The following is a 25120-nucleotide window of genomic DNA, read 5'->3' as shown; positions in this document are numbered from 1 at the left end:
TGCCATGAAATACCTGCCGCTGTTTCTTCTACTGACCCTGCAACTGGTCCACGCCGACGACGGCGGCGACACCCCACTGATCATCAACGGCTGCACCATCGCCGAACACAGCCAATGCCCCGGCGCCAAACTCAAGGGCGCCAACCTGCGTAACCAGGACCTGCGCAACATGAACCTGAGCGGTGCCGACCTGCGCGAGGCCGACCTGCGCCACGCCCGCCTCGACCTGGCCAATCTGGAACAGGCCCGGCTACAGGGCGCCAACCTGACCCGCTCCAGCCTGCAACAAAGCAATGTGCGCCTGGCTGATTTCACCGGCGCCACGCTGGTGGCAATCCAGGGCTGGGGGCTGTTCGCCCAGGGCGCGCAATTCGAGAACGCCGACCTCAGCGCCGCCGACCTGCAATTCGCGCGGCTGTCCGGGGCCAGGTTGCACAACGCCAACCTGGGCGCCGCCGATCTGGAGATGACCTGGCTGAGCAAGGCCGATCTCAAGGGCGCCAACCTCAGCGACGCCAACCTGCAAGAGGCCAAGTTGGGCGAAAGCAACCTGGAAAACGCCAACCTCGGCGGCTCGCGCCAGCATTATGCGAATTTCCAGGATGCGAACATGGAGGGCTGCACGGGGTGCCCGACGACATGGGACAGGTGACCGGGTACCGATCGTTCCCACGCTCTGCGTGGGAACGCCTCTTGTGACGCTCTGCGTCACGCTTTTGGGGACGCGGAGCGTCCCGGGCTGCATTCCCACGCAGAGCGTGGGAACGATCATCAATCCCGCGTCAGCCCGCCTTGCGCACCACCCCCATATCAATCCCCAGATGCACCAGCTCGGCATGGGAGCTCACCTGCAACTTGCTCTTGAGCAACGTCAGGTGATTGGAAACGGTCTTGCTGCTGATGCTCAACTGCTCGGCGATCTGCCGCGTGGGGGTGCCTTTGGCGAGCATCACGAAAATCTCCAGCTCGCGCTGGGTCATGCTCTGCAAGCGCGGGTCGCTGGCGTCCTGCTGGCGATGGCAGGCCAGTTGAGTGGCCAGCGGTTGTTCGATGTAGGCATGGCCTGCGAGCACGCGCCGCACCGCCTCGATCAACACTTCTGGCGCCGAGCTCTTGGTCAAATATCCCGATGCCCCTGCCTCCAGTGCCTGACGCACCAGCGGCAGTTCATCGTGCATGCTGAAAAACAGCACCCGCAATTGTGGCAGGCGTTGCCGCAGCCGCCGAGTGGTTTCCAGGCCACTGATACCCGGCAGGCCGAAATCCATGATCACCAGGTGCGGCACGCTGTCCTGAACCCGCAGCAACGCCTCCTCGCCCGTTGCCGCCTCGCGAACTTCCATCGCCGGCATCAGGGCTCGCAACAAGCTGGCGTAGCCCTGGCGGACTACCGCATGGTCATCGACCAGCAGAATACTCATGAAACCTCCAAAGGCACGCTCAAGGTTAGCGCCCAACCGGCGCCGGGCTGGCTGATGATGCGCAACTCAGCGCCCAGGCTGCGGGCGCGTTCGCGCATCGAATACAGCCCGACACCGGGGCGCTGTGGTTGCTCCGCACCGCGACCATTATCGCGCACCAGCAGGCGCAAGCGTGCGCCGTGATGTTGCAGGCGCACCCGCACCTGACTGGCGTCGGCATGCCGGGTGATGTTGGTCAGGGCTTCTTGCAGCAATCGGTACAGATGGGTTTTGTCCGGCCCCGACAGCGCCGGTAACTGCGCACTGAGCCGCAGCCGACAATCAATACCCTGCCGGCCTTGCCATTGCTCCACCAGCAACGTGATGGCTTCGGCCAACGGCAAGTGTTGCAGGACCACCGGATAGAGGTTGTGCACCAGGGCCCGAAAGCCTTGTTGAAGGTGTTCGCAGTTGTGCTCCAGTTCGCGCATCGTGCGCTCGACGGTCTGCGGTTGATCGGCCGCCAGGCGCAACAGGCACGCCTGCGCACGGATCCCGGCCAGGTACTGGCCGAGATCGTCGTGCAGGGTCTGGGCCAGCTGGGTACGTTCCTGTTCCTGCACCGCCAGCAAGGCCTGGGTCAGCCGGGCATTATCGCTACCAGCCTGTTCCAGCGCGACGGTCATGCGGTTGAAATGCGTCGCCAGTTGCCGCGCCTCCGGCCCCCCTTCTGGACGCAGGCGCACTGTGAGCTGTCCGGCACACACCTGCTGGAACGCCCGCAGCAGCTCATCGAGCAGACCCATGCCACGACGCACCGCCCAGCGGATGGTCAGCAGACTGACCACCAGGGCCATCGCACACAAGCTGAGCAGTTGTTGCACGGAGTCCCAGACTTCGTCGATTTCATCCCGTGGATCAAGCGCAATCTGCACCCGTCGGCCATCCGCCAGATCGAGGATTCTGGCGCCATGACGCACTTCGGCGAACAGCAGGCGGCCCAGCCAGGCATCGAGCCCGCCTTGCACGGCTAGCGGTGGCTGTTCCTCCGGCCCCAGCCAGCGTACGCGGACGTGGCGCAGGCCTTGGGTCAGCCGCGGTTGCAGGCTGATCGGGTCACGTTCGGCGGTTTCGCTCAGGTACTCGACCACCGCTTCGGCCGATTGCAGCTCACGTTCCACGTCCTGCAGCGCTTGATGCACCAACAACGTCATGCAAGCCAGGGTCACCAGCGCAAAAAAACCGCAGACCCACAGATTGATCCGCCACAGGGCTGACATGCCTAGCGCCCCGGTGTCGCGGGCATGACCTGCAACGCCACGGGACGCGAGCCGTGGAGCCGGTCGACGCCGATCAGGGTCAGGATCAGCAAAAACGGCAGGAGCAGTGCCTTGACGATACGCATGGTCAATCCCCTCCAGAGCAGTGGCCGTTGTTGATCATGCTAAAACCGCGCCGCCCGGCGCGGGCTACTACCTTGGTACTGGCTGCTTGGTACTTTCTGCATATTTCCCCGGCGGCATGGGCTTCCTATGCTGGCGCTACCTGTAATGGAGTGCCCTATGCGCCAGCTTGCCCCTTACGCCCTGATCTACCTGCTGGCGATTGCCTGCGCCGCCGGGCTGGTCACCCAAAGCCAGGCGGCGGACGCGCCGTTGCAGGTACGGATCGGCTACCTGGGCTATCGCCCGGACCCTGGCCCGCTGCTGTCGAACGTCATCCCCGAACCCAGCGACGCCGGGTTGCGCGGCGCCGAACTGGCGATCACCGACAGCAACAGCACCGGGCGTTTTCTCAATCACGCCTACAGCCTGGTCAGCGCCAGTGTCGACAGTCCCGAAGCCTTGCTCAGCGCCGCAAAAAACCAGCACGACCAAGGCCTGCGCCTGTTCGTGGTGAACGCACCTGCCAGCAGCCTGCGCCAACTTAGTGCAGCGCTGCCCGATAGCCTTCTGTTCAATGCCGGCAGCCCCGACGACAGCCTGCGCAGCACCGATTGCTTGCCCAACGTGCTACACAGCCTGCCGAGCCGGGCGATGCTCGCCGACGCGTTGGCGCAATTTCTGGTAGTGCGCAAATGGCAGCGGGCGCTGCTGATCGTTGGCCCGACCGGCGACGATCAAGCCTATGCCGCGGCCCTGCGCCGCGCGGCCAAGCGCTTTGGCTTGCAACTGGTGTCGGAAAAACCCTGGAGCTTCGATAACGATCAACGGCGCAGCGCCCAGGCCGACATGCCGCTGTTCACCCAGACCGCCGAATACGACGTGGTGCTGGTGGCCGATGAGCGCGGTGATTTCGGTGAGTACGTGCCGTACCAGACCTGGTACCCGCGGCCGGTTGCCGGTACCCAGGGCCTGACCCCGGTGGGTTGGCACAAGACCGTGGAAACCTACGGCGCCGCACAACTACAGAAGCGCTTCGAAGCCTTGGCCGGGCGCTGGATGAATGACCGTGACTTTGCGGCCTGGATCGCCGTGCGCAGCATCGCCAGCGCCGTCAGCAAGTCGCGGCAAACCGAGCCGATGGCCATCCGCGACCTGGAAATCAGCGATCAATTGCCGCTGGACGGTTTCAAGGGACGTAAGCTCAGTTACCGCCCGTGGAACGGCCAACTGCGCCAACCGATTCCGATCGTGCAGCCGCGGGCCCTGGTCAGCACCTCACCCCAGGACGGCTTCCTGCACCCCTTCAACGAGATGGACAGCCTGGGTTACGACAAGCCCGAGGTCAGTTGCCGCTTTCCCTGAATACAACAACTACAACAAGGAAACTGCCATGCGCCGCACTCTGATTTCCTGCGCCCTGCTGCTCGCCACGGGCCATGCCGCCGCCAGCACCGCCTGGGTCTCCAATGAAAAGGACAACAGCCTGAGCCTGATCGACATGCAGACCCTGCAAGTCACCGACACCCTCGCTGTCGGCCAGCGCCCCCGTGGCCTGTTGCTGTCCCATGACAACAAGTTGCTGTACATCTGCGCCAGCGACTCGGACCGGGTCCAGGTGATGGACGTGGCCACCCGCAAGATCATCAAGGAACTGCCCTCGGGTAAAGACCCCGAGCAATTCGCCCTGCACCCTAACAATCGCTGGCTGTACGTCTCCAACGAAGACGATGCGCTGGTCACGGTGATCGACACCGAGACGTCCAAGGTCCTCGGGCAGATCAACGTCGGTGTCGAGCCTGAAGGCATGGCCGTCAGCCCTGACGGCAAGTGGGCGGTCAACACCAGCGAAACCACCAACATGCTGCACTGGATCGACACCAGCACCCAGACCCTGGCCGACAGCACGCTGGTGGATCAAAGGCCGCGCTTCGTCGAATTCAACAACGACGGTTCGCAGCTCTGGGCCTCGGCGGAGATCGGTGGCACGGTGACGATTCTCGACGTCGCCCACCGCAACATCCTCAAGACCCTGAACTTCCAGATCAAGGGCGTGCACCCGGACAAAGTGCAGCCGGTGGGCATCAAGCTCAGCGCCGACGGCAAGTACGCCTTCGTTGCCCTGGGGCCGGCCAACCACGTGGCGGTCGTCGACGCCAAGACTTTCGAGATCCTCGATTACCTGCTGGTGGGCCGACGTGTCTGGCAACTGGCTTTCACCCCCGATCAAAAGCAGTTGCTCGCCACCAATGGCGTCAGCGGCGATGTCTCGGTGATCGATGTCGACAACCTCAAGGTCAGCAAATCGGTGAAGGTCGGACGTTATCCCTGGGGCGTGGTGGTGACCCCATGAACGCCCTGGAAGTCAGCGACCTGAGTTTTGCCTACGGGCCTCGGGAGGCCTTGCGCCAGGTGAATTTCAGCCTCGCACCCGGGCGTTTCGCCGCGCTGCTGGGGCCTAACGGCGCCGGCAAATCAACCCTGATCGCTTTGCTCACCCGCCTCTATGACCTGCAGCACGGCGATATCCGGGTCGGCGGCTGTTCATTGCGCAGCGCCCCGCGTCCGGCGCTGAAACAGCTGGGTGTGGTGTTCCAGCAAAGCACCCTGGACCTGGACCTGAGCGTCGAGCAGAACCTGCGTTATCACGCCGCGCTGCATGGCTTGTCCCGCCGCGAGACCGGCTTGCGGGTCGATGCGGAACTGGCTCGCCAGGCCCTGGACGAGCGCCGTGGCGAACGGGTGCGCGAACTCAATGGCGGCCATCGCCGCCGGGTGGAAATCGCCCGCGCGCTGTTGCATGAACCGCGTCTGTTGCTGCTCGACGAAGCCAGCGCCGGCCTCGATCCGGCCAGTCGCCTGGCGCTCAACCTGCACATTCGCACGCTGTGCCACGAGCAGCACATCAGCGTGCTCTGGACCACTCATCTGCTCGACGAAGTGCAGCCCGGCGATGACTTGTTGATCCTTCACCAGGGCCGCCTGGTAGCCAGCGGACAGGCCGACGCACTGAGCCTGGAATACGGTGGCGACCTGGGCTCGGCCTTCACTCGCCTGACCACTCCAGGAGCTGCCCAATGAACGCCTACTGGCAATGCTTGCGCGGTATCGTCCTGCGCGAGTGGCTGCGCTTCGTACTGCAACGCACGCGGTTTCTCAGCGCCCTGGTGCGGCCGTTGCTGTGGTTATTGGTGTTCGCCGCGGGGTTTCGCGCGGCACTGGGAATCGCCATCATCGAACCCTACGACACCTACATTCCGTATGAGGTCTACATCATCCCGGGACTGGCCTGCATGATCCTGCTGTTCAACGGCATGCAAGGGTCACTGTCGATGGTCTATGACCGCGAGATGGGCAGCATGCGCGTACTGCTTACCAGCCCCCTGCCCCGAACCTTCCTGCTGTGCAGCAAGCTGCTGGCCACCTCGCTGATCTCGCTGCTGCAGGTCTATGCCTTCCTGGCGATCGCCTGGCTCTACGGCGTGCGACCGCCAGCCATGGGTTTGCTGGTTGCCCTGCCGGCGCTGTTGCTGGTGGCGTTGATGCTCAGCGCACTGGGCCTGTTGCTGTCGAACGCGATCCGCCAGTTGGAGAACTTCGCCGGGGTAATGAACTTCGTGATCTTCCCGCTGTTTTTCCTGTCTTCGGCTCTGTATCCGCTGTGGAAAATGCGCGAAGCCAGCGAGTGGTTGTACTGGCTATGCGCGGTGAACCCGTTCAGCCATGCGGTGGAGCTGGTGCGCTTTGCCTTGTACGAACGATTCAATCCGCTGGCGCTGGCGGTGTGCGTAGGGTTGACCCTGCTGTTCGCCCTGCTCGCCGTGCTCACCTTCAACCCACAACACGCTGCCCTGCGCAAATCCAGCTGACACTCCCTGATCATCCCCTCGCCACAGAAAACTTACTACTTTAGTACTGGTTTTACCTGTCTATCGTCGCATTCCCAACGCAGCGCGACTGGCATGTAATGGGTTCATAACTATAAGGACCTACCCCATGCCGCGTGCCCGACGTCACCTGTTGCGTCCCACACTCGCTGCGTTGTCGCTGAGCCTGTGGCTGGGCGGTGTACACGCCCAAACCCCGCTGTTTTCCCATGACGGCTATCGCATCGACCTGTACCGCAGCCCTACGCCGGACGTGATGCAGGACGCGACCATCATCGATACACCCATCCTGCAAAATCTGCTTGAACAGGAACCGCGCCCGGTGCTGATCGACGTCTACCGCCGCCAATGGCTGCAAGGCCGCTTCATCGAAGACCAGCCCCACGAAAACCTGCCCGGCAGCCATTGGCTGGCCAACACGGGCGACGGTGAGCTGACGCCGCAGTGGCAGGCGTATTTCGCCGACAACCTGAAAAAACTGACGGCCGGCAACCCGACGCAACCGCTGGTCTTCTACTGCCGCTCCGATTGCTGGTTGAGCTGGAATGCGGTCAAACGCGCGGCCAGCCTGGGCTATAAATCACTGTATTGGTATCGCGATGGCCTCGACGCCTGGCAGGCTGCCAGGCTACCGGTCATGCCAGCACAGCCCGAACCCTTTCCCTGAGCTTTACGCGTGCGTGTTGTTGCCACACCATAATCAAAATAATGAGGTGAAAGGCCATGTACAAAATTCTTATTGCCGACGATCACCCGCTGTTTCGCGAAGCCATACACAACGTCATCAGCGATGGCTTTGCCGGTAGCGAGGTGATGGAGACCGCCGACCTCGACAGTGCCCTGGCGCTGACCCAGGAACACGATGACCTGGACCTTATCCTGCTCGACCTGAACATGCCCGGCATGCACGGGCTCAATGGCCTGATCAACCTGCGCAACGAAGCGCCGACCATTCCCGTGGTCATCGTCTCCGCCGAGCAGGACAAACAGATCGTCCTGCAAGCCATCACTTACGGCGCGGTGGGTTTCATCACCAAATCCTCGCCCCGTGCGCAGATGACCGAAGCGATCCAGCAGATCCTCAACGGCAATGTCTACCTGCCGCCGGACATCATCCGCACCGCAAAAAGCAGCACGCACCGGCGGATGAACGATGCCCCGAGCTTCCCGCCGGAACTGCTCCAGGCCCTGACCCGCAAGCAACTGCAGGTCCTGGAGCGCATGACCAAGGGCGAATCGAACAAACAGATCGCCTATACCCTGGAAATCGCCGAAACCACGGTGAAGGCCCACGTCTCGGCGATCCTGCGCAAGCTCAACGTGCACAACCGCGTGCAGGCGATCCTGAGTGCCGGGGATATCGATTTCGGCTCATATCTGCGCCGGTGACCTGATCGTTCCCACGCTCTGCGTGGGAATGCCTCAACGGACGCTCCGCGTTCGGCTCTTAAAGGGACGCGGAGCGTCCCGGGCTGCATTCCCACGCAGAGCGTGGGAACGATCAGACCTCAAGGCCTGGCGAGCAGATGACTCATCGCCGCCTTCAGCTTCATCGGCCGTACCGGTTTGTGCATCAGGGTATGGCCCAGTTCGCGGATCTGCTGTTTGAGTTCATTGCTGTAGTTGGCGGTGATCATCATGGCCGGGATAGCGCAAGCTCGGCGGGCATTGATCCGCGCGACAGCATCGACGCCGTTCTGGTCGTTGTCCAGGTGATAGTCGGCAATCAACAGGTCGGCGCCGGCATGGTAGTTGTCCACCTGCCGTGCCAGGTCCTCTTCCGACAATGCCGTCACCACGCGACACCCCCATCCTTCCAGCAACGTGCGCATCCCGGCGCAAATGGTCGCGTCGTTGTCCAGCACCCAGACCCGCGCGCCGCGCAGCCGTTCGAGCATCGGCTCGCTCATCAGCAGGTTCGGCAATGGCTTGGGTGCGGTGGCGCTGATCGGCACTTCCACTGAAAACATCGAGCCCCGGCCAGGCCACGAACGCACGTGAATGCGGTGGCCGAGAATGCCGGCGATTTTCTCGACAATCGCCAAGCCAAGGCCCAGGCCACGGTCCTGATCCGGGCGTTGCACATCACCGCGCTTGAACTCCTGGAAGATTTCTTCCAGGCGATTTTCAGCGATGCCCATCCCGCTGTCCCAGACCTGAATCGACAGGCTTTGCTCATGACGCCGACAACCCAGCACCACGCGACCGCTGTAGGTATAACGAATAGCGTTGCTCAACAGATTGCGCAGGATGCGCGCCAGCAACTGGATGTCGCTGCGTACCAGGGCCGAACAGGCGATGAAATGCAGTTGCAGGCCTTCGCTGCGCGCCACCTGAGTGTATTCGGCGGCGAGGTTTTCCAGCAGTTCGCTCAAGGCGAACGGCGCAACATCGGCCTTGATCACACCGGCATCGAGCTTGGAAATATCCACCAGGGTGCCCAACAGGCTCTCCACATCTTCCAGTGAGTTGCTGACATTGCGCACCAGGTTCTCGTTGGCAATCGGCTCGCGTCGCTCCAGCAAGGCACTGGTGAACAACCGCGCGGCATTCAGCGGTTGCAGCAGGTCGTGACTGACGGCGGCGAGAAACTTGGTTTTCGACAGGTTGGCCTGTTCCGCTTCCAGCTTGGCCTCACGCAAGCGCGATTCGACCCGGCGGCGTTCTTCGATTTCGCGCAGCAACTGGTCGTTGAGGTGGGTCAGTTCGGCGGTGCGCTCACGCACCCGCAGTTCGAGATTCTGATAAGCCTGGTGCAGCGCCTCGGCGGTACGGCGGCGCTCGGTAATGTCGCGGATCAACACGAAGATCCCCACCACCTCGCCGCTGGCCAGGCGATTGGGCACATAGGAGCGCAACATGTAGCGCTCCTGGTTGTTGACGTTGGTCTCGGCGAATTCGAAGGTTACGCTCTCCCCGGCCAGCGCTCGGGCCACGTAGGACTCCAGGCGCTGGTAATGCTGCTCGCTGTGCACTTCGCGCAGGCTCTGGCCAAGCATCACGCCGCGCGGCCAGCAGTACCATTCTTCGTAGACCTTATTGGTGAACTCGTAGACCAGATCGGCATTGAGGTAGGCGATCAATGCCGGCACATGGTCGGTGATCAAGCGAATCCAGCGCTCGCTTTCGCTCAGGGCTTCGGCGTGCTGGTAGCGTTCGGTGATGTCGGTGAAGGTGTTGACGAAACCGCCGGTGGGCAATGGATGGGTGCGGATTTCCAGGACCCGGCCATCGCACAGGCGTTGTTCGCACTCCTGCACGGGGCGCCCATTCGGACAGCGACTGGCCGGGGTCAGCAGGGTCAGTTCGCTGTCGGCGATGACTTCGGCAAAGGGCCGATGGGCGGCCACCGGTGCCAAGCCACTGAGCTCGAGGAAGCGCCGGTTCCACAGTTCGAGAATGCCCTCGGCATTGACCATGGCCACCCCTTGGGACAAGTTGTCGACCGCCCGTTGCAGCAAGTGCGACTTCTGCGCCACCGCCTGTTCCCGGCGCACGGTCTCGCTGAGCTTGACGTCGGTGATGTCGGTAAACAGGATCACCCGCCCACCTTCCTGGGTCGGCCGTTCGCTGACTTGCAGCCAGCGACCGTCCTGCAGGCGGTACAGCAGGTTTTCGTCGGCATGCCCGCGAGGCTCTTCGGTAAACAACCCGTTGCTCTGCATCAGGCGCTTGACCTCGGTCAAACGCATGCCAGCGTTGATCCGCACCCGGCTGTTGCTCCAGAACGCCTTGAAGCGGCTGTTGAACAAGACAATGCGCTGCTCGGCATCGAACAGCACGAAGGCATCGGAAATGCTCTCGATGGCATCGATCAGGTGTTGATGGGCCGTTTCGGCACGCAGGCGCGCGTCGCTGAGCAAATGGTTGCCGGCCTTGAGTTCGGCCATGGCCTGGTTCAAGGCATCGGTGCGTTCTCGCACCTGCTCGGCCAGCACCACCGAATGCTGGAAGGCGGCGTACGGATCGTTGCCGCGGGTGACGCCGGACTCGATGCGCTCGATCAGCGCCGCATTGATGCGTTGCAGTTTCTGATTGTCGTTTTGCAGGACGGCGATTTGCGCCCGCAGTTCAGCGCTGTCCACGGGACCGGCCGCGGGCAATGGCAACGCCGGTGAAGGTCTGGTTGATGTGCATGCCATTGAACTGTTCTCCGTAGGAGTTGAACCCCATCACCCGCTGTTCGCGCAAAAAACTGCCGATCTGCTCCAGGCTGCCGTTGTCCTCCAACTCCAGGCGCCTGAGGAAACAGTCACAACCAATGGTCAGCAACAGATCGCCGAGCCGTTGTTGCAAACCGTCGAACAGGCTCTGCAGATTCGGCAGCAACGGGCCCGGGGTCATGGCGGTGAGCACGATGCCATTCTCCACCGCGCAATAGAAACTCAAGCTCAGGTCCGGATGAACCTGCTGGATGGCGCGCACGTAATACTGCTCGTTGATCCGCACCGCCAACGGGTGCGCGGCGAAGACCCGGTGGTCGAGTTGGCCCACCGGCACGCCGATGTGCCGGGCGTACTCGGCGGCGGCCGGCTCGGCGTTGAGTTCGAAGACCCGCCGCGAGGCGCTGTCCGCGCCGGTGACCACCAGTTTCTCCGCTCGCGGCAGAATGTGGTGGGTGGTGAACACTTCAAAGTCCAGCCAGGTATTGACCAGCACCACCACCGCCGCGCCGCTGTGGAAACCGCCGCCTGAGTAGACATGGGTGTGGGTCAGGTAGTTGTCGTCTCCGGCCGAGCCGCCAAAGTGCGGGATGTCGCCCAGCGCCGCACTCAAGGCGGCCAGGACCATTTCTTCGCGGCTGGACAGGCCATCAAGCAACGTCAGGGCAAAGCTGTTGCCCTTGATGGGTGCCAGGGTGTTGCTGCGACAGCCGTTGACCAGGCGCTCGACCATCTGCTGAGCGTCGATCAGGCTGAAGTGCTCCATCTCGTCGATCAGTTCCAGGGCGATGGAAAAGTACCGATGATCAAAACCCACCGCCGTCACGCAATTGCGCCCATATCCCTGCGCAGTGATTTCCCCGGCGCTGGTGCAACCCGCCAGGCGTATGCCGCCGAAGCCTTGCTGCAACGCCTGGCCCAACCCCTGCAAATCGTACTCGGCGGAACAGAAAAACAGCACGAAGCCCAGGTGCGGATGCAGCAACTGCCGCGCCAGCTCCTGCGCCACCTGCTGCGGATCGGTGGCCTGGGACATCGCACTGACGATCCCTTCGTTCTGGACCTGCTGCATCGTCGCCCCTCGCAGGTGCGTGTGTGTGAGGCACGAGTGTACGAAGCCAGCCGAGTGCCACGAATGCTACTTGGGTAGCAGGTAGGCGCTTCAATGGGATGAGACTTGTGCCGCATATCCAGCAGATAGTTAAATCCTTGTGGGAGCGAGCCTGCTCGCGAATGCTCTCTTGCAGTCAATAATGATGTTGCCTGAGACACCGAATTCGCGAGCAGGCTCGCTCCCACAGTGGATAGTCACGTAGCCACTACCAGGTCAACACCGCGCCGACTGCAACGGTATCGGTGTCTTCGTTCTGCGCACTGCTGTCATGCCCGTTGATTTCGAACTGGTTGTACTCGGCCACCAGCTTGAGGTTGTCGTTCACGTCATGGAACAGCGCGATGCCGCGGGTCTCGTAGTCCGCGCCACTGCCGACCACGCCGTTGCCATCGTCATTGGTCTTGCCGTAGGACAAGGCCAGGCGGTTCTTGCCCAGTTTGTAGGAGCCCTGCAACAGGTACCCGTCACTGTCGACGTTGCGCAGGGTCGGTTCGCCGGCGTTGTTGGTGAAAAACGGGTTGATGCCCTTGGCCTGGAAGCCCGACCCGGTCAGGGACAAGCCACCCATTTTTGCCTGCACGCCATAACCGACGCCTTTGGAGGTGACGGTGTCGACGCTGGAATCGGTATTGTCCGAGGTCTGGTAGCTGCCGTTGACCCAGCTGTAGATCTTCGCCCCGGCGAGGTCGAACTGATAGGTGATCTCGCTCTCGGTGCGCGGATTTTCCTGGTAGGCCTTGCCGGTCGGGCTGCTGTCATTGGTGTCCACCGGGTCCATGATCCCCACCGCCACGCGCAAACCGTCCATCACCGGTGTGCGGTAAGTGATCTGCGAGGTCGGGAACGGATAGGGATAACCGGTGCCGATGTTGCCGAACGACACCCCGCCACCATCCACCAGCCCCAGGGTATCGCTGACCTGGCCGTAGCCGGCGAGCAGCTCATCGAGCAGGATGTTGGAGCGGGCGAACAGGCCGAAGTCCTTGCCGATCAGCACTTCCCCCCACTCGGGGTTGGCCACGGTGCCGTAGAACTGCCGCACATCGATGGCGGTGTCGGTGCCATTGGTTTCACTGTCGTTGATGGTGACCCAGAACGAGGCGCGGGCACCCAGCTTGAGGTCATCGACCTGCTTGCCCATGTTGAAGCCCAGGTAGTTGGGCAGGAAGCCCATTTTCACCCGCGATTGACGGCGGTCGTACTGATCCCCTTCGCGGTCGACATCGCTGTTCACATAGAAGGCGTTGATGTAGCCGTCGGTGGAGAACGTGGTCTGGTCCTTGTCGTACAGCATGATTTCGGCTTCGGCCGTGGCACTCATGCCGAGGGCAGACAGGCTGGCGATCAAGGCCGGTAAAAAACGATGCGTGAAGTTCTTATTGTTGTGCATGGCGCGCTCCGCGACTGGGACGAGGTGTCGGAGGCGATTATCGAAAGCTGGCAGGCGGCGCCATACGCTGCCTTGGGGGTGGTTTCGAGGTGCTTTGGAATGGCCGCAAGCGCGCGGCAACTGTGGCGTAAGACCGCCGGTCGGCAGGGCTCACAACTTAGGGTGTAGGCCTGTACGCCCATCGAAAAGCCCGGTTCTTGCGACCCGGGCTTTTCCTGCATCGACTGCACGATTGCGGCATCTGCCGGCGTTAGAAACTCGCCTTGACCGACAACATGAAGTTGCGTGGATCACCGTAGTAGTTGCCGAACGTCTCAGTGCCGATGGTGGCGTAGTAGCGCTTGTCGAACAGGTTGTTGCCGTTGAGCGCGACCGACCAGGTGTCGTCGATGCGGTAGCCGATGCGGCCGTTCCAGATCGCATAGCCTGACTGGCTGATTTTCTCACCACTTGAAGGTGAAACACGGAAGTTATCGCTTTGCGCGTTGACCCCTGCACCCAGGGTGAATCGCTCAAGCGAGCCACTCAGGGCGTAATCGCCCCACATCCGCAACATATGCCGCGGCACATAACTGTTGAACGCTGCGCCGTTCAGGCTGGTGTCGATATCGTCGAGCGTCTTGGTCTGGGTATAGGTGTAACCCGCCAGCACTTGCAGGCGCTCAATGACTTCACCGCTGATCTCGGCTTCGAAACCCTGGGCGCGAACCTTGCCAGCATTGACGTAGCAGTAGCCGTCGGACGACGGGCAGGACGAGTTGTAGTCAGTCTGCGCCTGGTCCTTCTGGATCGTGCGGAACAGGTTGAAGGCGCTGTTCAGTCGACCGTCGTACCAGGCGCCCTTGATCCCCAGCTCATAGCTCTGGCCCACGAGCGGCTTGAGCGCAGCACCGTCTTCTGAGCGGTAATTGCCTTGCGGGGTAAAGATTTCCGAATAGCTGGCGTAAGCGGTCAGGTTCTCGTTCAGGTCCAGCAGCACACCGGCAAACGGCGTCACTTGCCCGGTCTCTGTGGTGCTGGCGTGCTCCGAAGTGCCTGTGTTGATGAAGTCGTAGTCGGTATCGGAGTTGTACCAGCTCACCCGGCCGCCAACGACAACGGTCAGTGGATCAGCCAGTTTCAAGCGCAGTGTCGAGTAAATGCCCTTCTGCCTGGTGACTGAGTCGACCGGACCGCCGCGAGATGAATTGTCGATGAAGTAGCTGTCATCCGGCTCCGGAATATACTTGTCGGGGTTGAACACATTCTGGCGCTGCGGCAGGAACGCCACCGAGTAGAAGTCGTTCTTTTTCGAACGGCTGGCATTGAAACCCACCACCAGTTCATGGCGTTGACCGAACGCGTCGAACTTGCCGTCGACGTAGGCATCCAGGCCGTAATCGACCTGATCGTAGTCGTACATGCTGCCCAGCATGCCGGTGGTATCGGTGCCGGGCGTCACGGCGCCGGAAGCGAATGCGTACTTGATGTCCTGGGTGTTTTTTGTATAGACACTGGCGACCTTCAAGGCCCAGTCGTCGTTGAGCTGGTGACTCAGGTCGCTGAAGACCGTGGTGCGCTGGCTACGCCAGGTGTTCCACGCAGGATCGAGGCAGGTCGAGCGGCTGAGCTTCAAGTCGCTGCGGTCCTTGTAACGCGGCAGGCCTCCCCAGCAAGGGCTGGCATCCACGTCTTCATAGGCGACACCCAGGCCGAGCGTGGTGTCGGGGCTCAGGTCTAGGTCCAGCGCGCCGTAATACACCTGGTCCTTGCGACTGGCGTCGTCGACGAAATAGTGCCGGCTCTGCTCCGCGACCACCGCCCGGCCGCGCAAAGTGCCGGATTCGTTCAGCGGGCCACCGGTATCGACCTGTCCGCGATAGTTGTCCCAGCTGCCACCGGACAGCGTGATGTCCGTGTGCGCGGCAGCCTGGCCGCGTTTGCGCACGAAGTTCACCCCGCCGGCGGTGCCACCCGCGCCCTTCATCATGCCCGCGGCGCCGCGCAGAATTTCCACCCGGTCGTAATACGCCATGTCACCGCTGAAACTGTCGGCCTGGACATACAGGTTGCCCATGTCCAGGGGCACACCGTCGTACTGATACTGGCCCGACATCCGGAACCCGCGCGAGTAGAAGTACTTGCCGCCCATGGTCGAGTCGTAGACGGTGATGCCCGGGGTCTTTTCCATGACCTGGTCGATGGTGTTCAGGTTCTGGTCATCGAGCATCTTGCGCGTCATCACCGTGACCGATTGCGGCGTTTCCCTGAGCGAGTGCTCACCCTTGCCGATGGTGACCGCTCCGGTGGTGTACGAGCCGCTGTTTTCGGTGGTCGCGCCCAGCACCTGGCCATTGATGTTGGTCGCGCCCAGTTCCAGCGCCGAACCAGCCCTCGGAGTTGGCCGCAGCACATACGTACCGTTAGCCTGCGGTTCGGCCTGCAGTCCGCTACCCGCCAGAATCCGCGCAAACCCTTCGCTGACACCAAACGCTCCCTGGAGCCCTGGAGATTTCAAGCCATCGGTTTGTCGCGCATCGAACGAAAGCGCAGCACCCGCCGCGCTGGCGAAATGACTGAGGACTTCAGTCAGGCTGCCGCCAGCGATGTCAAAGGACTTGACCGAGTTTTGCTGTTGCGCCGGCAGCTGCACCGCCAACGCTACGCTTGACCAGACACCCGCCGTCGTTGCCGCCAATAGCCCGAACTTTACTGCGGCCGCCAAACGACCCGGCTTGTACACCCGAAACATGCTTCCCCTCCCCCAAAGACGATCTGTAAAAACTCATTGAGGGATGAGCCGAACGATGTGCATCAATAGTGCAAAACGCTGACAAACTTTTTCAACTCACTATGAAAGCGTGGTGGCAGGCGACGACACATCGACCCAATACCGGCTGTACCGAGTGACCTGTAGCGCGAAACCACTCTCCAGCGCAGCCAGCGCCAGGTCAGTGTCATCAATGGGAAAAGCGCCGGAGACTTTCAGTTGGGCAATTCGCGGATCGCAGCGCAGTACACCTGGGCGGTAGCGCGAAAGGTCGTCCAGCAACTCGGCCAGGGGACGATTGATGGCGATGATGCTTCCCTGTTGCCAGGCACCGACCGAAGCATCGTTGCGCCGTACAACGCCCAATGAGCGGCCATCGAAGTCCAGGGACTGGCCGGCTTCCACACGCACCGTCGAGCCAGCGCCAGCCGAACGGACCTCGACGGCCTTCTCGATTACCGCCACGCCAGCGCCCTGCTCATCGTAGCGGACGATAAAACGCGTGCCGAGCGCCAACACTTCTGCATGACGAGTGAGCACCTTGAACGGCCGCTGCAAGGGATCGACCGCGGTTGTCACTCGTATCTCGCCCCGCAACAGGTCGAGTACACGGTGACGACCGTCGAAGCGAAGGTTGACCGACGTATCGGTGTTAAGTAGCAACGCGCTGCCATCGGCCAAACGAAACTCACGGCGCTCACCCACTGCGGTGCGAAAATCGGCAAACAGGTTGCGCGAGGTCTCGCTGTACCAGCCCAGCCCGCCCAGCGAACCGGCTGACACGAGCACCAGCACACTGCGCAATACCTGGCGCCGGGATCGATCAGCGCCACGCAAGGCTGGCGCAGCCAATGAGCCCGGCACACTGGCCATCTGCTCGCCCACGTCGAGCATTCGCTGCCAGGCTTGGCGATGGTCAGGGTCGCAAGCCAGCCAGTCTTTCCAGGCTGCCAGATCCGCATCGGTGGCGATATCCGACCGAAGTCGGGCATACCACCGGGCAGCGGCGCCAATCGCCTTCAACTCAGCGGGCGAAAGGCTCACGCCAGTTGCAGCCGAATCTGCATCAAACAGCAATGCTCCATGGCCTTGGCCATGTAGTTGTTGACTGTGCGCGTGCTGATGTTCAAGCGCTCGGCGATCTGCGGGTAGGTCAGCCCGTCGAACTGCGACAGGATGAACGCCTGCTTGACCTTGGTCCCCAATCCTTGAAGCAGGCGGTCGATTTCCATCAGGGCTTGCAACAGGATCGCCTGTTCCTCCAATGAAGGTTGCTGCCATTCGGGCATTGCGGCCAAGGCTTCCAGGTAGGACTGTTCCAGCGAACGGCGGCGAAACAGATCGATCAGCAAGCCCTTGGCGATCATCGACAGGTAGGGCCGTGGCTCGCGAATCTCCAGCGCGTTTCGCGCCTTGATGACCCGAACGAACGTGTCCTGCGCCAGGTCCGCCGCATCGAAAGCATTGCCCAGACGCTTGCGCAGCCAGCCCTTGAGCCAACCGTGATGGTCGCAATACAGGTCATTGACAGCGTTGCGCAGGGATAAATCGTTGGCGGACATGACGATGGAATAATTCGCGAGTGATAATGACTCGCATTGTCATGTGTGCGCAGGGTGATTTGCAATAGCCACTGTGGCCTGTAGGAGCCAGCGGGCGGCAAAGCACGATAACGCGGTATTACTGATACACCACAGCGCCTGGTTCGCGGGCAAGCCTTGCTCCTACAGGCGAAGAACGAGGGCAAGGCAAGGGCGACGCTGATATCATTCAAGTACTTACAAGCCAGGTGGAAAAACATGAACCGTCAGAAAAAGCTGAAGCAGTTGTTCAAGGAAAAGGCCAAAAAGGCCAGCGCCAAACTGGCGCCGAAAAAGCCTAAATACATCAGCAAGGCCGACCGATTGAAACTGGCTGCCGAAGCTGACGCCTCGATCAGTTCCCCTAGCGAAAATTGATCCAGTTCGGGGCGCTCGAACTCATGGCCACACAGCTCGCGTAGCGCTTGCAGGCCTTGACACTGGCCGGTTCCGGCGGCACGGAAAACAGTACGGTAAACACCAGGAAAAACAGGACCAAAAAAGGGATGTAGTAGGCGAGAAGACTTTTTATTTTCATTGTCTGTGCTCTCATGACCTTTGAATCGAAACTGCGTTAGCAGTGCCCTGGGAACGGCGCCTTTCCGCGACGGATGGGGTTCTCGGCAAGGCGCCCTGGTGCTCTGTCAGCGCTCGTCCACCGTGATGAACTCGCGACGCTCGGCCATGAACGCGGGCACGTCGTCCTCGTCGGTGAAGAACTGCTCGTACCACTCGCGCAACTGATAGACCGGGCCGTCGGTTTCGGCCAGCACTGGCTTGTCGATGCGGATCTTGTGCTTCCAGATCACCACGTCCTGATAGAACGAATCGCGGTTGCCCTGGACATAGGCCCTGGCCACTTCCTGGTTCTGCTCTTCGGTCCAGCCCGGCACCCTCTTGACCATGCAACCAAAGCGCAGGTCGAAGCTGTTTGGCGTCACCGGCACGTGGCTGTTAAGCAGGATGGCGTGGATGCGCACATCGCCGAACATCGAGCTGATATGGGTGAAGTGGGTCGCCGGGCCGTAGTAGGCCGATGGCGCGATCAGGTCGCCGCCCAGGCGCTCGGAGTCGCCATGGAAAATCTGATGGCCGATGTGCCCTTCGAAGACGTTGGCGAAGTACTTGGTCGGCGTACCGTGCACCGGCCCGAAGTGCTGGGCATCCACCAGGTTATCGACCAACTCCCGTGGGTTGGTTTCGATGTGCATGGTGTCGATGTTCCAGTCATGAATCCAGTCCGGATCGTCCATTTCGGGCAGGTGCGGAATGACCACGCCGTCTTTCGGCGCACGGCCTTCGGGGTTGTTCCAGACGAACAGCAGGTTGTTTTCCTCGCAGCTCAACCAACTGCGGGTCTTGGCCTTGGGTGGAATGCGCTTGCAGTAAGGGATCTCCACGCATTTACCACCGGTGTCGTACTTCCAGTGGTGGAACGGGCAAACCAGCCTGTCGTTCTCGACGGTGCCCTGGGACAGGTCGGCGCCCATGTGCGGGCAATAGGCATCCAGGATGCTGATGGTGCCCTGGCTGTCGGCAAAGGCCACCAGGCGGGTGCCGAAGATTTCCAGGGTGTGGGGCTTGCCATCACGGTAGTCGGCGGCATTGCCCAGGCAGTGCCAGCCGCGCGCGTAACGGTGGGTACGCTGGGCGTTCTCGATGTTGAGTTCAGCGAGTTTCGTCATTGTTATTGTTCCTCGATTACAGACTTCGGGGCAGGCTATGCCCCCAAGAAAATCAGGGTGATCCCATGGCGAGCATCATTGAGCAGCCTTGCCGGGAGAACATCCTTCAGTTGGACTAGATCAAACGCGAGCCACTCTCAATGGGCGCCCCTGTCTCCACGGGCGCCACGCCGGGTGGTTACTGGCCGAAGCGGCGAGCGGCCTCCGGGCCGAAGTCCCGGGGGCTGAAACCGGTTTTGTTCAACAGGTAGCCGTTGCGCTGTTCGTTGATCAGGTTGAATGCCAGGTAGCTGCCGGCATTGAGGTCGTAGTACAGGCCCACGCCCGCTTGCGGCCGCTGGCTTTCGTAGGCGTAGAAATAGTTGACCATCGAAGTGCGCCACAGCTCGCCACGGTTGTCGTAGTTGTCGGCGAGCATCGGGAACCAGGTGTCTTCGTCGATGTACAGCTTGCGTTTGCCATACAGATGGCGGAAGCCCGGCTTGAGCGTGCCTTCCAGTTCCCAGACCCGATGGCGCTCAAAACGCATGGCATCCGGGTTGATGTGACCAGGGGTCAGCAAGTCGGCGTACTTGAAGTTGGCGGCATGCAGGCGGTAGGTATTGTAGGGAATGAACATCTCGCGCTTGCCGACGATCTTCCAGTCATAACGTTGCCCCGAACCGTTGAACAGGCGTACCTCGTCGACGGTGATGGAACCACCGCTGCCTGGGAACGACATGTCGAAGCCATACCCCGGCGACTGACGCACGCGGCGGGTACCCGGATCGTAGCGCCAGGACTGGCGCGGTTCAGTCTTGTCGTTCCAGAATTCGGTGCCGGTGTTGATCTCACCCTTGTCCCGTTGCGGCAGCAGGGTTTCATTGAGATAAAACGACGAGTTGCCAGTGGTATCCCCAATCTTGTCCGGTTCGAGCCCTGGCGCCAGGTTGCGCGAATGCACGCGGCCCCAGTTGATGTTGCCGTCCTTGAGCACGTAGGCGTTGTCGGAGATGTACTCCTCGGTCCAGGCCCGCAAGGTAAAGGTCGAGGCATTCTTCAACAGTTCCAGGCCGCTACGCGGCACCGGGAAAGCGGTGCCGCCGGTCTTGCCGACCACCCCTTCGCCATCATCGACCAGCCGCGCCACCTTGGCATTCTCTTTGGTGGCCTGGCAGACCGCGTCGTTGAAGCGAAAATCCCGGCGCGTGGGGTAAACCGGTATTTTGTAGGTGGCCGGGTACAGTTTGAACAGGGCTTTCTGCCCATCGGACAAGTAGTCATTGTATTGGCCGATGTTCTGCGCGGTCACCACGAACAGCGGCTTGTCGTCCGGGTACGGGTCCACCGGGTGGTTGCCGGTGCCCTTGAAATCAACGTGGGGTGGAACACCCAGCCACTTGCCGCTGAACGGCGGAATGCTGCCGTCGGCATTACCGGCCTTTTCCGCGCCCAGGCACGTCAAGTCCTTGCCCAGGCGCTCGACGTCCTCTGGCGCGGCATGCACCGTGCCGATGGCACAGCATCCCAACAACAACGCCAAGGCCCAGCTTGGGGACTGATTACTGCCGTTCATTTTTATTCTCCTTATTCACGTTCGCAACGGTTGCCCAGTATCGACAGGCGAGGAACCCGGCAGCATCGTCCGCACGGACTAACGCGTTTTGGCACTGGCCGGGTTCACCACCGGCTGCGGTGCCCCCAGGGCCACCACGCTGTTGAGCATGATCCGCACCAGTTCGGTCTGGCGCCGCACGCCGGTCTTGGAGAAGATCGAACGCAGGTGGGCGCGGGCGGTGTTGCGGCGGATATTGAGGATTTCCGAGGCCTCTTCCAGCGACAGGCCGTTGGCCAGTTCCAGGGCTAGCGTGGTTTCCGCCGGGGTCAGGTTGTACAGTTGCGAAGTCAGCACCGTGCTCACCAGCGACTTGCTTACCGCATCGCGCACATACACCACCACCGTGGGCTTGCCGTTGCCTTCGAGCAGTTCCTGGGACGGGATCAACTCCACCACCACCCCCAGGCTGACCTGACCCGAGGGGCGGGATATCGACGTCGCCTCCGCCACCTGCACGCCCTTGCCCACGCCCTGTTTGGCGCGCTGGAAAGCATTGCGCACCAGGCGCGCCAACTCGCGATTATCACTGGGGTAAGTCGCTTCCAGCCGCCCGCCCACCACCTTGAGGCCGTCCTGGCTGTCGAGAATCTCCCGGGCCACGGGATTGAGTTGCAGCACACTGCCGGTTTCATCGAGCACGAAAGTCGCCACCGCCAGGCGGCTGATCGTCTGCGAATACAGGCTGCCCAGCGACTCACTGCGATCGAGCAGCGAATGCATGTGCAGGGCCCGGCGCAAATGCGGCAACAACATCGCGCACAGGGCCCGTTCAAGGGCGCTGAAAGCCGGGTGCCCCTGGGGTCGATTGATCCGCAAGCGCACCGTGCCGCCATCCGGCATGCGGATATCGGCACCGAGCATGTGGTAGCAATCGTGGGGTTGGCAAAACAGCAGGTAGAACGCCGAACTGGACCATTCGGCATCGCTCATCAGTTCATCGACGGTGAACACCGTATCGGTGGGCAGGCCGTCGAACAGGGTGGATTTGGCGTAGTAGGCATAATGGTTGATACCGCCCTCCCCGAGTTCGACATCGCCCGCCACCACCATGGGCGACAACAGCGGCTCATCCTGGACCCGCAAAATCAAGGTCACGAAATTGGCCTTGAACAAGGTTCTCAGCTCGCGCAAAGAATCGTTCAGGCAGCGGGTGTCCATCGCCGAATCGTAGATGTTGCCAATAATCCGTTCGTACTCGGCCAAGTCAAGGCCCATTTGCGCCAGGACCTGTGCATTGGGCACACAACTTTGCATAACCATTCCCCAGCAGAGGACCCGACTGGCGGGCCCCCATGGATTTAATCGACAGAACGTCGGTGTCCCGCTGGCCTCATGGCAGCTCGAACAGGCCGGCGGCGCCCATGCCACCACCGATGCACATGGCAACCACTACATAACGTACACCGCGCCGCCGTCCTTCGAGCAGCGCGTGGCCGACCATCCGCGCGCCGGACATGCCAAATGGGTGACCAATGGCAATCGCCCCGCCGTTGACGTTCAGGCGCTCTGCCGGGATCTGCAGCGCATCGCGGCAATGCAGCACCTGGCTGGCAAAAGCCTCGTTGATCTCCCACAGGCCGATGTCCTTCACGCTCAGGCCAAAGCGCTTGAGCAGCTTGGGAATGGCGATCACCGGGCCGATGCCCATTTCCTCCGGCGCACAACCACCCACGGCAATGCCGCGGTAGATGCCCAGTGGCGTCAACCCGCGGCGCTTGGCTTCGGCCCGGCTCATCAGCAGGCTGGCGGCGGCACCGTCGGAGAATTGCGAGGCGTTGCCGGCCGTGACGAACTCGCCCTGCTCGATCCAGCTGCCGTCCTTCCACACCGGTTTCAATGCCGCCAGGTCTTCCAGGCGCGTATTGGGACGGTTGCACTCGTCCTTGACCACCTGCACGCGTTCATGGCCATTGGGCTGGCCATCGGCGAACAGTAATTTATCCACGCTCAGGCCGACGATCTCATCGTCGAACAAGCCGTCTCGCTGCGCGGCGGCGGTGCGCAGCTGGCTCTGCAGCGAATACTCATCCTGGGCGGCGCGGCTGATGCCATAGCGGCGCGACACGATCTCAGCGGTCTCGATCATCGGGATATAGGCGCTGGGCATCACCTGCAGCACCGCTTCGGATCGGGCGCGATAGGCGTTCTTGTGTTTGGTCTGGGTCAGCGACAGGGACTCCACGCCGCCGCCGATGGCGATGCTCATCTCGCCGGTCATGATGCCCTTGGCGGCCATGCCGATGCTCATCAGGCCTGAGGCGCACATGCGGTCCACGGCCATGCCCGGCACGCTGTCCGGCAAACCGCCGGTGTAGGCGCAGAGCCGACCGATGTTGAAGCCCTGGGTGCCTTGCTGCACCGACGCGCCCATGATCACATCCTCTACATCGGCAGGCTCGATGCCGGCGCGTTCGACCACCGCGCGCACCACATGACCGCCCAGCACCGGGGCCTCGGTATCGTTGAACGATCCGCGAAACGACTTGGCCAGCGCGGTACGGGCGGTGGCGACGATGACGACTTCATTCAGGTCCATGGGTACTCACTCGCAAATGGGGTTGAAGGTGTAGCGGCTGATGGTGTCGATCACGCAGCCGGGACGGGCCTGGCCTTCGACTTCAACGGTGATGCGCACCGTCAGTTGCACGGCATCGCCCAGTGGTTCGGCGCGGATGATCTGGCCGCTTCCCCGCACCCGCGAGTCGACCTTGACCGGCGCCGGGAAGCGCACCCGGTCGCTGCCGTAGTTGACCCCCATCGCCATGTTTTCAATGATCAGCAACTGCGGCATGAACAGGTTCGCCAGCGATTGGGTCAGGTAGCCGTGGGCAATGCAGGCACCAAACGGGCCACTGGCGGCGCGCACCGGGTCGACGTGAATCCACTGGTGATCGCTGGTGGCTTCGGCGAACAGATCGATGCGCTGCTGGCTGATGGTCAGCCATTCGGTGTGGCCCAGGTCCAGGCCCTCGGCCGCAAGCAACGCCTGGGCACTGCTGAAAACGTGACTCATGCGCCCATCCTCAAGCTTGTTGTGAACTGACGGACAACACTTCGCCCACCATGTAGGAGGCATAGTCGCTGGCCAGGAACATCATCACGTTGGCCACTTCCCAGACTTCGGCAGCGCGACCGAACGCCTCGCGCCCCGCCAGGCTGGCGAGCAACTCTTCGCTGGAGGCTTTCTTGAGAAAATCGTGCAAGGCAATCGACGGTGAAACCGCGTTGATGCGTACGCCGAACTCGGCAGCTTCCAGGGCGCTGCAGCGAGTCAGGGCCATTACTCCGGCCTTGGCAGCGGCGTAATGGGCCTGTTCCTTCTGTGCCCGCCAGCCGAGCACCGAGGCGTTGTTGACGATGGCCCCGGCGCCACGGCGTTGCATGTGCGGCAACATCGCCCGGGTCATGCGGAAGGTGCCGGTCAAGGTCACGTCCAGCACCCGAAGCCATTCTTCGTCGCTCATCTCCACCACGCGTTTCTGACCACCCAGGCCCGCGTTGTTGATCAGCACATCGACCCCGCCCAGCGCCTCTTCGGCCGCCGTCACCAGGGCCTGGACTTCGTCTTCGACGGTGACATTGCACAACTGGCCATAAATCGCCTGCAGGCCAGTCTCAGCCTTGAGCCGCTCCACCGCTTCCTCCAGGCGCCGCGGATGCACATCGGAAATCATCAACGCCCGACAACCTTCCTCGGCACTGCGCCGGGCCGCCGAATAACCGATACCGGCACCCGCGGCAGCGGTGATCAGCACCGACTTGCCGACCAGCAATTGATGACCGGGAACATAAGGGGGGGCTTGTTTCACAGCGTCTACCTCCGAAGAAATCAATACGCTGCAGTTGTACGCAGGGAGTTGCGTGGGCACATCGTCAAAATGGGGTAGAAAGGCCGCGACGCAATCCCTCTTTGGGGGAGCCAGCCTGCTGGCGATTGATCGTTCGCACGCGCAGCAAAGGAATGCCGCCAGGGACGCTCCGCGTTCCACTGACGACGCGTTAATTGAGCCGTACGCAACGTTGATGCGGGGCGTTACAGCAAGCTATTTGAGATTTATTGTCGGAGTGCATATCCATTGCTGCGGTAACGGCCACCTATGGTTTCGCTTTTACAGCGACTCCCTTTTTCAAACGCCAAAAAGGAAGCAAAAGGCTGTGCCCCACCACTCGGTG

The 25120-nt window shown here is 61.8% G+C and carries 24 protein-coding genes; 8 read left to right on the top strand and 16 right to left on the bottom strand.

All coding sequences use genetic code 11. The features are described from left to right. Positions 1-4 precede the first annotated feature (4 nt). Positions 5-652, top strand: coding sequence for a pentapeptide repeat-containing protein (locus tag AC1Q8Q_RS29520; RefSeq protein WP_083349398.1), 648 nt, complete (start codon positions 5-7; stop codon positions 650-652). Between the two features lie 130 nt (positions 653-782). Here AC1Q8Q_RS29520 and AC1Q8Q_RS29515 read toward each other — a convergent pair whose 3' ends face one another. From AC1Q8Q_RS29515 to AC1Q8Q_RS29505, 3 genes are read right to left on the bottom strand one after another with little or no spacing between them, the layout of a single operon-like run. Beyond that, complete coding sequence (locus AC1Q8Q_RS29515) at positions 783-1421, bottom strand: response regulator (protein WP_033044193.1); 639 nt, start codon at positions 1419-1421, stop codon at positions 783-785. Then, a complete protein-coding gene (locus tag AC1Q8Q_RS29510) occupies positions 1418-2680 on the bottom strand; it encodes a sensor histidine kinase (RefSeq protein ID WP_020800567.1) in 1263 nt (420 codons plus the stop codon). The genes AC1Q8Q_RS29515 and AC1Q8Q_RS29510 overlap by 4 nt, the downstream gene beginning before the upstream one ends. Positions 2681-2682: 2 nt before the next feature. Then, positions 2683-2805 (bottom strand): hypothetical protein, encoded by a 123-nt coding sequence (locus tag AC1Q8Q_RS29505; protein ID WP_020800566.1) that lies wholly within the window; start codon positions 2803-2805, stop codon positions 2683-2685. 157 nt (positions 2806-2962) lie between these two features. Between AC1Q8Q_RS29505 and AC1Q8Q_RS29500 the strand changes: the two genes are divergently transcribed. The 6 genes from AC1Q8Q_RS29500 to AC1Q8Q_RS29475 all read left to right on the top strand — a co-directional run bounded on the left by AC1Q8Q_RS29500 (position 2963) and on the right by AC1Q8Q_RS29475 (position 8058). Then, complete coding sequence (locus AC1Q8Q_RS29500) at positions 2963-4147, top strand: ABC transporter substrate-binding protein (protein WP_492615856.1); 1185 nt, start codon at positions 2963-2965, stop codon at positions 4145-4147. A gap of 28 nt (positions 4148-4175) precedes the next feature. Then, positions 4176-5135, top strand: coding sequence for a YVTN family beta-propeller repeat protein (locus AC1Q8Q_RS29495; protein ID WP_020800564.1), 960 nt, complete (start codon positions 4176-4178; stop codon positions 5133-5135). Further along, the gene (locus tag AC1Q8Q_RS29490) at positions 5132-5863 is read left to right on the top strand and encodes an ABC transporter ATP-binding protein (protein WP_020800563.1); all 732 of its coding nucleotides are present in this window, start codon (positions 5132-5134) and stop codon (positions 5861-5863) included. Before AC1Q8Q_RS29495 ends, AC1Q8Q_RS29490 begins: the two co-directional genes overlap by 4 nt. Beyond that, positions 5860-6651 (top strand): ABC transporter permease, encoded by a 792-nt coding sequence (locus tag AC1Q8Q_RS29485; protein WP_020800562.1) that lies wholly within the window; start codon positions 5860-5862, stop codon positions 6649-6651. The genes AC1Q8Q_RS29490 and AC1Q8Q_RS29485 overlap by 4 nt, the downstream gene beginning before the upstream one ends. Positions 6652-6778: 127 nt before the next feature. After that, a complete protein-coding gene (locus tag AC1Q8Q_RS29480; protein WP_492615855.1) occupies positions 6779-7336 on the top strand; it encodes a PQQ-dependent catabolism-associated CXXCW motif protein in 558 nt (185 codons plus the stop codon). A 56-nt stretch (positions 7337-7392) separates the two neighbouring features. After that, positions 7393-8058: a response regulator transcription factor gene (locus AC1Q8Q_RS29475; protein ID WP_008056546.1), complete on the top strand. Its 666-nt coding sequence runs from the start codon at positions 7393-7395 to the stop codon at positions 8056-8058. A 119-nt stretch (positions 8059-8177) separates the two neighbouring features. Here AC1Q8Q_RS29475 and nahK read toward each other — a convergent pair whose 3' ends face one another. From nahK to AC1Q8Q_RS29445, 6 genes are all read right to left on the bottom strand, one after another. Beyond that, positions 8178-10811: a hybrid sensor histidine kinase/response regulator NahK/ErcS' gene (nahK, locus tag AC1Q8Q_RS29470; protein ID WP_492615854.1), complete on the bottom strand. Its 2634-nt coding sequence runs from the start codon at positions 10809-10811 to the stop codon at positions 8178-8180. Further along, entirely contained in the window at positions 10741-11904 is a 1164-nt protein-coding gene (nosP, locus tag AC1Q8Q_RS29465; RefSeq protein ID WP_020801027.1) for a nitric oxide-sensing protein NosP, read from the bottom strand. The genes nahK and nosP overlap by 71 nt, the downstream gene beginning before the upstream one ends. A gap of 247 nt (positions 11905-12151) precedes the next feature. Next, positions 12152-13336 (bottom strand): porin, encoded by a 1185-nt coding sequence (locus AC1Q8Q_RS29460; protein ID WP_020801028.1) that lies wholly within the window; start codon positions 13334-13336, stop codon positions 12152-12154. 250 nt (positions 13337-13586) lie between these two features. Further along, complete coding sequence (locus tag AC1Q8Q_RS29455; protein ID WP_168758551.1) at positions 13587-16067, bottom strand: TonB-dependent siderophore receptor; 2481 nt, start codon at positions 16065-16067, stop codon at positions 13587-13589. A 99-nt stretch (positions 16068-16166) separates the two neighbouring features. Beyond that, complete coding sequence (locus AC1Q8Q_RS29450; RefSeq protein ID WP_492615853.1) at positions 16167-17129, bottom strand: FecR domain-containing protein; 963 nt, start codon at positions 17127-17129, stop codon at positions 16167-16169. Continuing rightward, positions 17126-17647: a sigma-70 family RNA polymerase sigma factor gene (locus AC1Q8Q_RS29445; protein ID WP_020801031.1), complete on the bottom strand. Its 522-nt coding sequence runs from the start codon at positions 17645-17647 to the stop codon at positions 17126-17128. The genes AC1Q8Q_RS29450 and AC1Q8Q_RS29445 overlap by 4 nt, the downstream gene beginning before the upstream one ends. A 237-nt stretch (positions 17648-17884) precedes the next feature. Between AC1Q8Q_RS29445 and AC1Q8Q_RS29440 the strand changes: the two genes are divergently transcribed. Then, the gene (locus AC1Q8Q_RS29440; protein ID WP_020801032.1) at positions 17885-18043 is read left to right on the top strand and encodes a DUF2986 domain-containing protein; all 159 of its coding nucleotides are present in this window, start codon (positions 17885-17887) and stop codon (positions 18041-18043) included. Here the strand turns inward: AC1Q8Q_RS29440 and AC1Q8Q_RS29435 are convergent. The 7 genes from AC1Q8Q_RS29435 to AC1Q8Q_RS29405 all read right to left on the bottom strand — a co-directional run bounded on the left by AC1Q8Q_RS29435 (position 18030) and on the right by AC1Q8Q_RS29405 (position 24756). Beyond that, positions 18030-18203, bottom strand: a complete 174-nt coding sequence (locus AC1Q8Q_RS29435; protein ID WP_020801033.1) for a hypothetical protein — start codon at positions 18201-18203, stop codon at positions 18030-18032. The two genes, AC1Q8Q_RS29440 and AC1Q8Q_RS29435, sit on opposite strands and share 14 nt — an antisense overlap. A 106-nt stretch (positions 18204-18309) precedes the next feature. Then, positions 18310-19350 carry a 3-ketosteroid-9-alpha-monooxygenase, oxygenase component gene (locus AC1Q8Q_RS29430; RefSeq protein WP_020801034.1) on the bottom strand — a complete coding sequence of 347 codons (1041 nt, stop codon included), beginning with the start codon at positions 19348-19350 and terminating at the stop codon, positions 18310-18312. A 178-nt stretch (positions 19351-19528) separates the two neighbouring features. Further along, the gene (locus AC1Q8Q_RS29425; RefSeq protein ID WP_168758552.1) at positions 19529-20905 is read right to left on the bottom strand and encodes a DUF1329 domain-containing protein; all 1377 of its coding nucleotides are present in this window, start codon (positions 20903-20905) and stop codon (positions 19529-19531) included. A 78-nt stretch (positions 20906-20983) separates the two neighbouring features. Continuing rightward, complete coding sequence (locus AC1Q8Q_RS29420) at positions 20984-22201, bottom strand: helix-turn-helix transcriptional regulator (RefSeq protein WP_168758553.1); 1218 nt, start codon at positions 22199-22201, stop codon at positions 20984-20986. Positions 22202-22277: 76 nt separating this feature from the next. Beyond that, the gene (locus AC1Q8Q_RS29415) at positions 22278-23483 is read right to left on the bottom strand and encodes an acetyl-CoA C-acyltransferase (protein ID WP_083349405.1); all 1206 of its coding nucleotides are present in this window, start codon (positions 23481-23483) and stop codon (positions 22278-22280) included. Positions 23484-23489: 6 nt separating this feature from the next. Beyond that, on the bottom strand, positions 23490-23960 hold the full coding sequence (locus tag AC1Q8Q_RS29410) for a MaoC family dehydratase (protein WP_020801039.1): 471 nt from the start codon (positions 23958-23960) through the stop codon (positions 23490-23492). A gap of 10 nt (positions 23961-23970) precedes the next feature. Then, entirely contained in the window at positions 23971-24756 is a 786-nt protein-coding gene (locus tag AC1Q8Q_RS29405) for an SDR family oxidoreductase (RefSeq protein ID WP_020801040.1), read from the bottom strand. Positions 24757-25120: the final 364 nt, after the last annotated feature.

This window comes from Pseudomonas sp. GW823-FHT06B06 (assembly GCF_058795195.1).
Note: the sequence above shows the minus strand (reverse complement) of the source record. Positions and strands in the feature narration are given on the sequence as shown.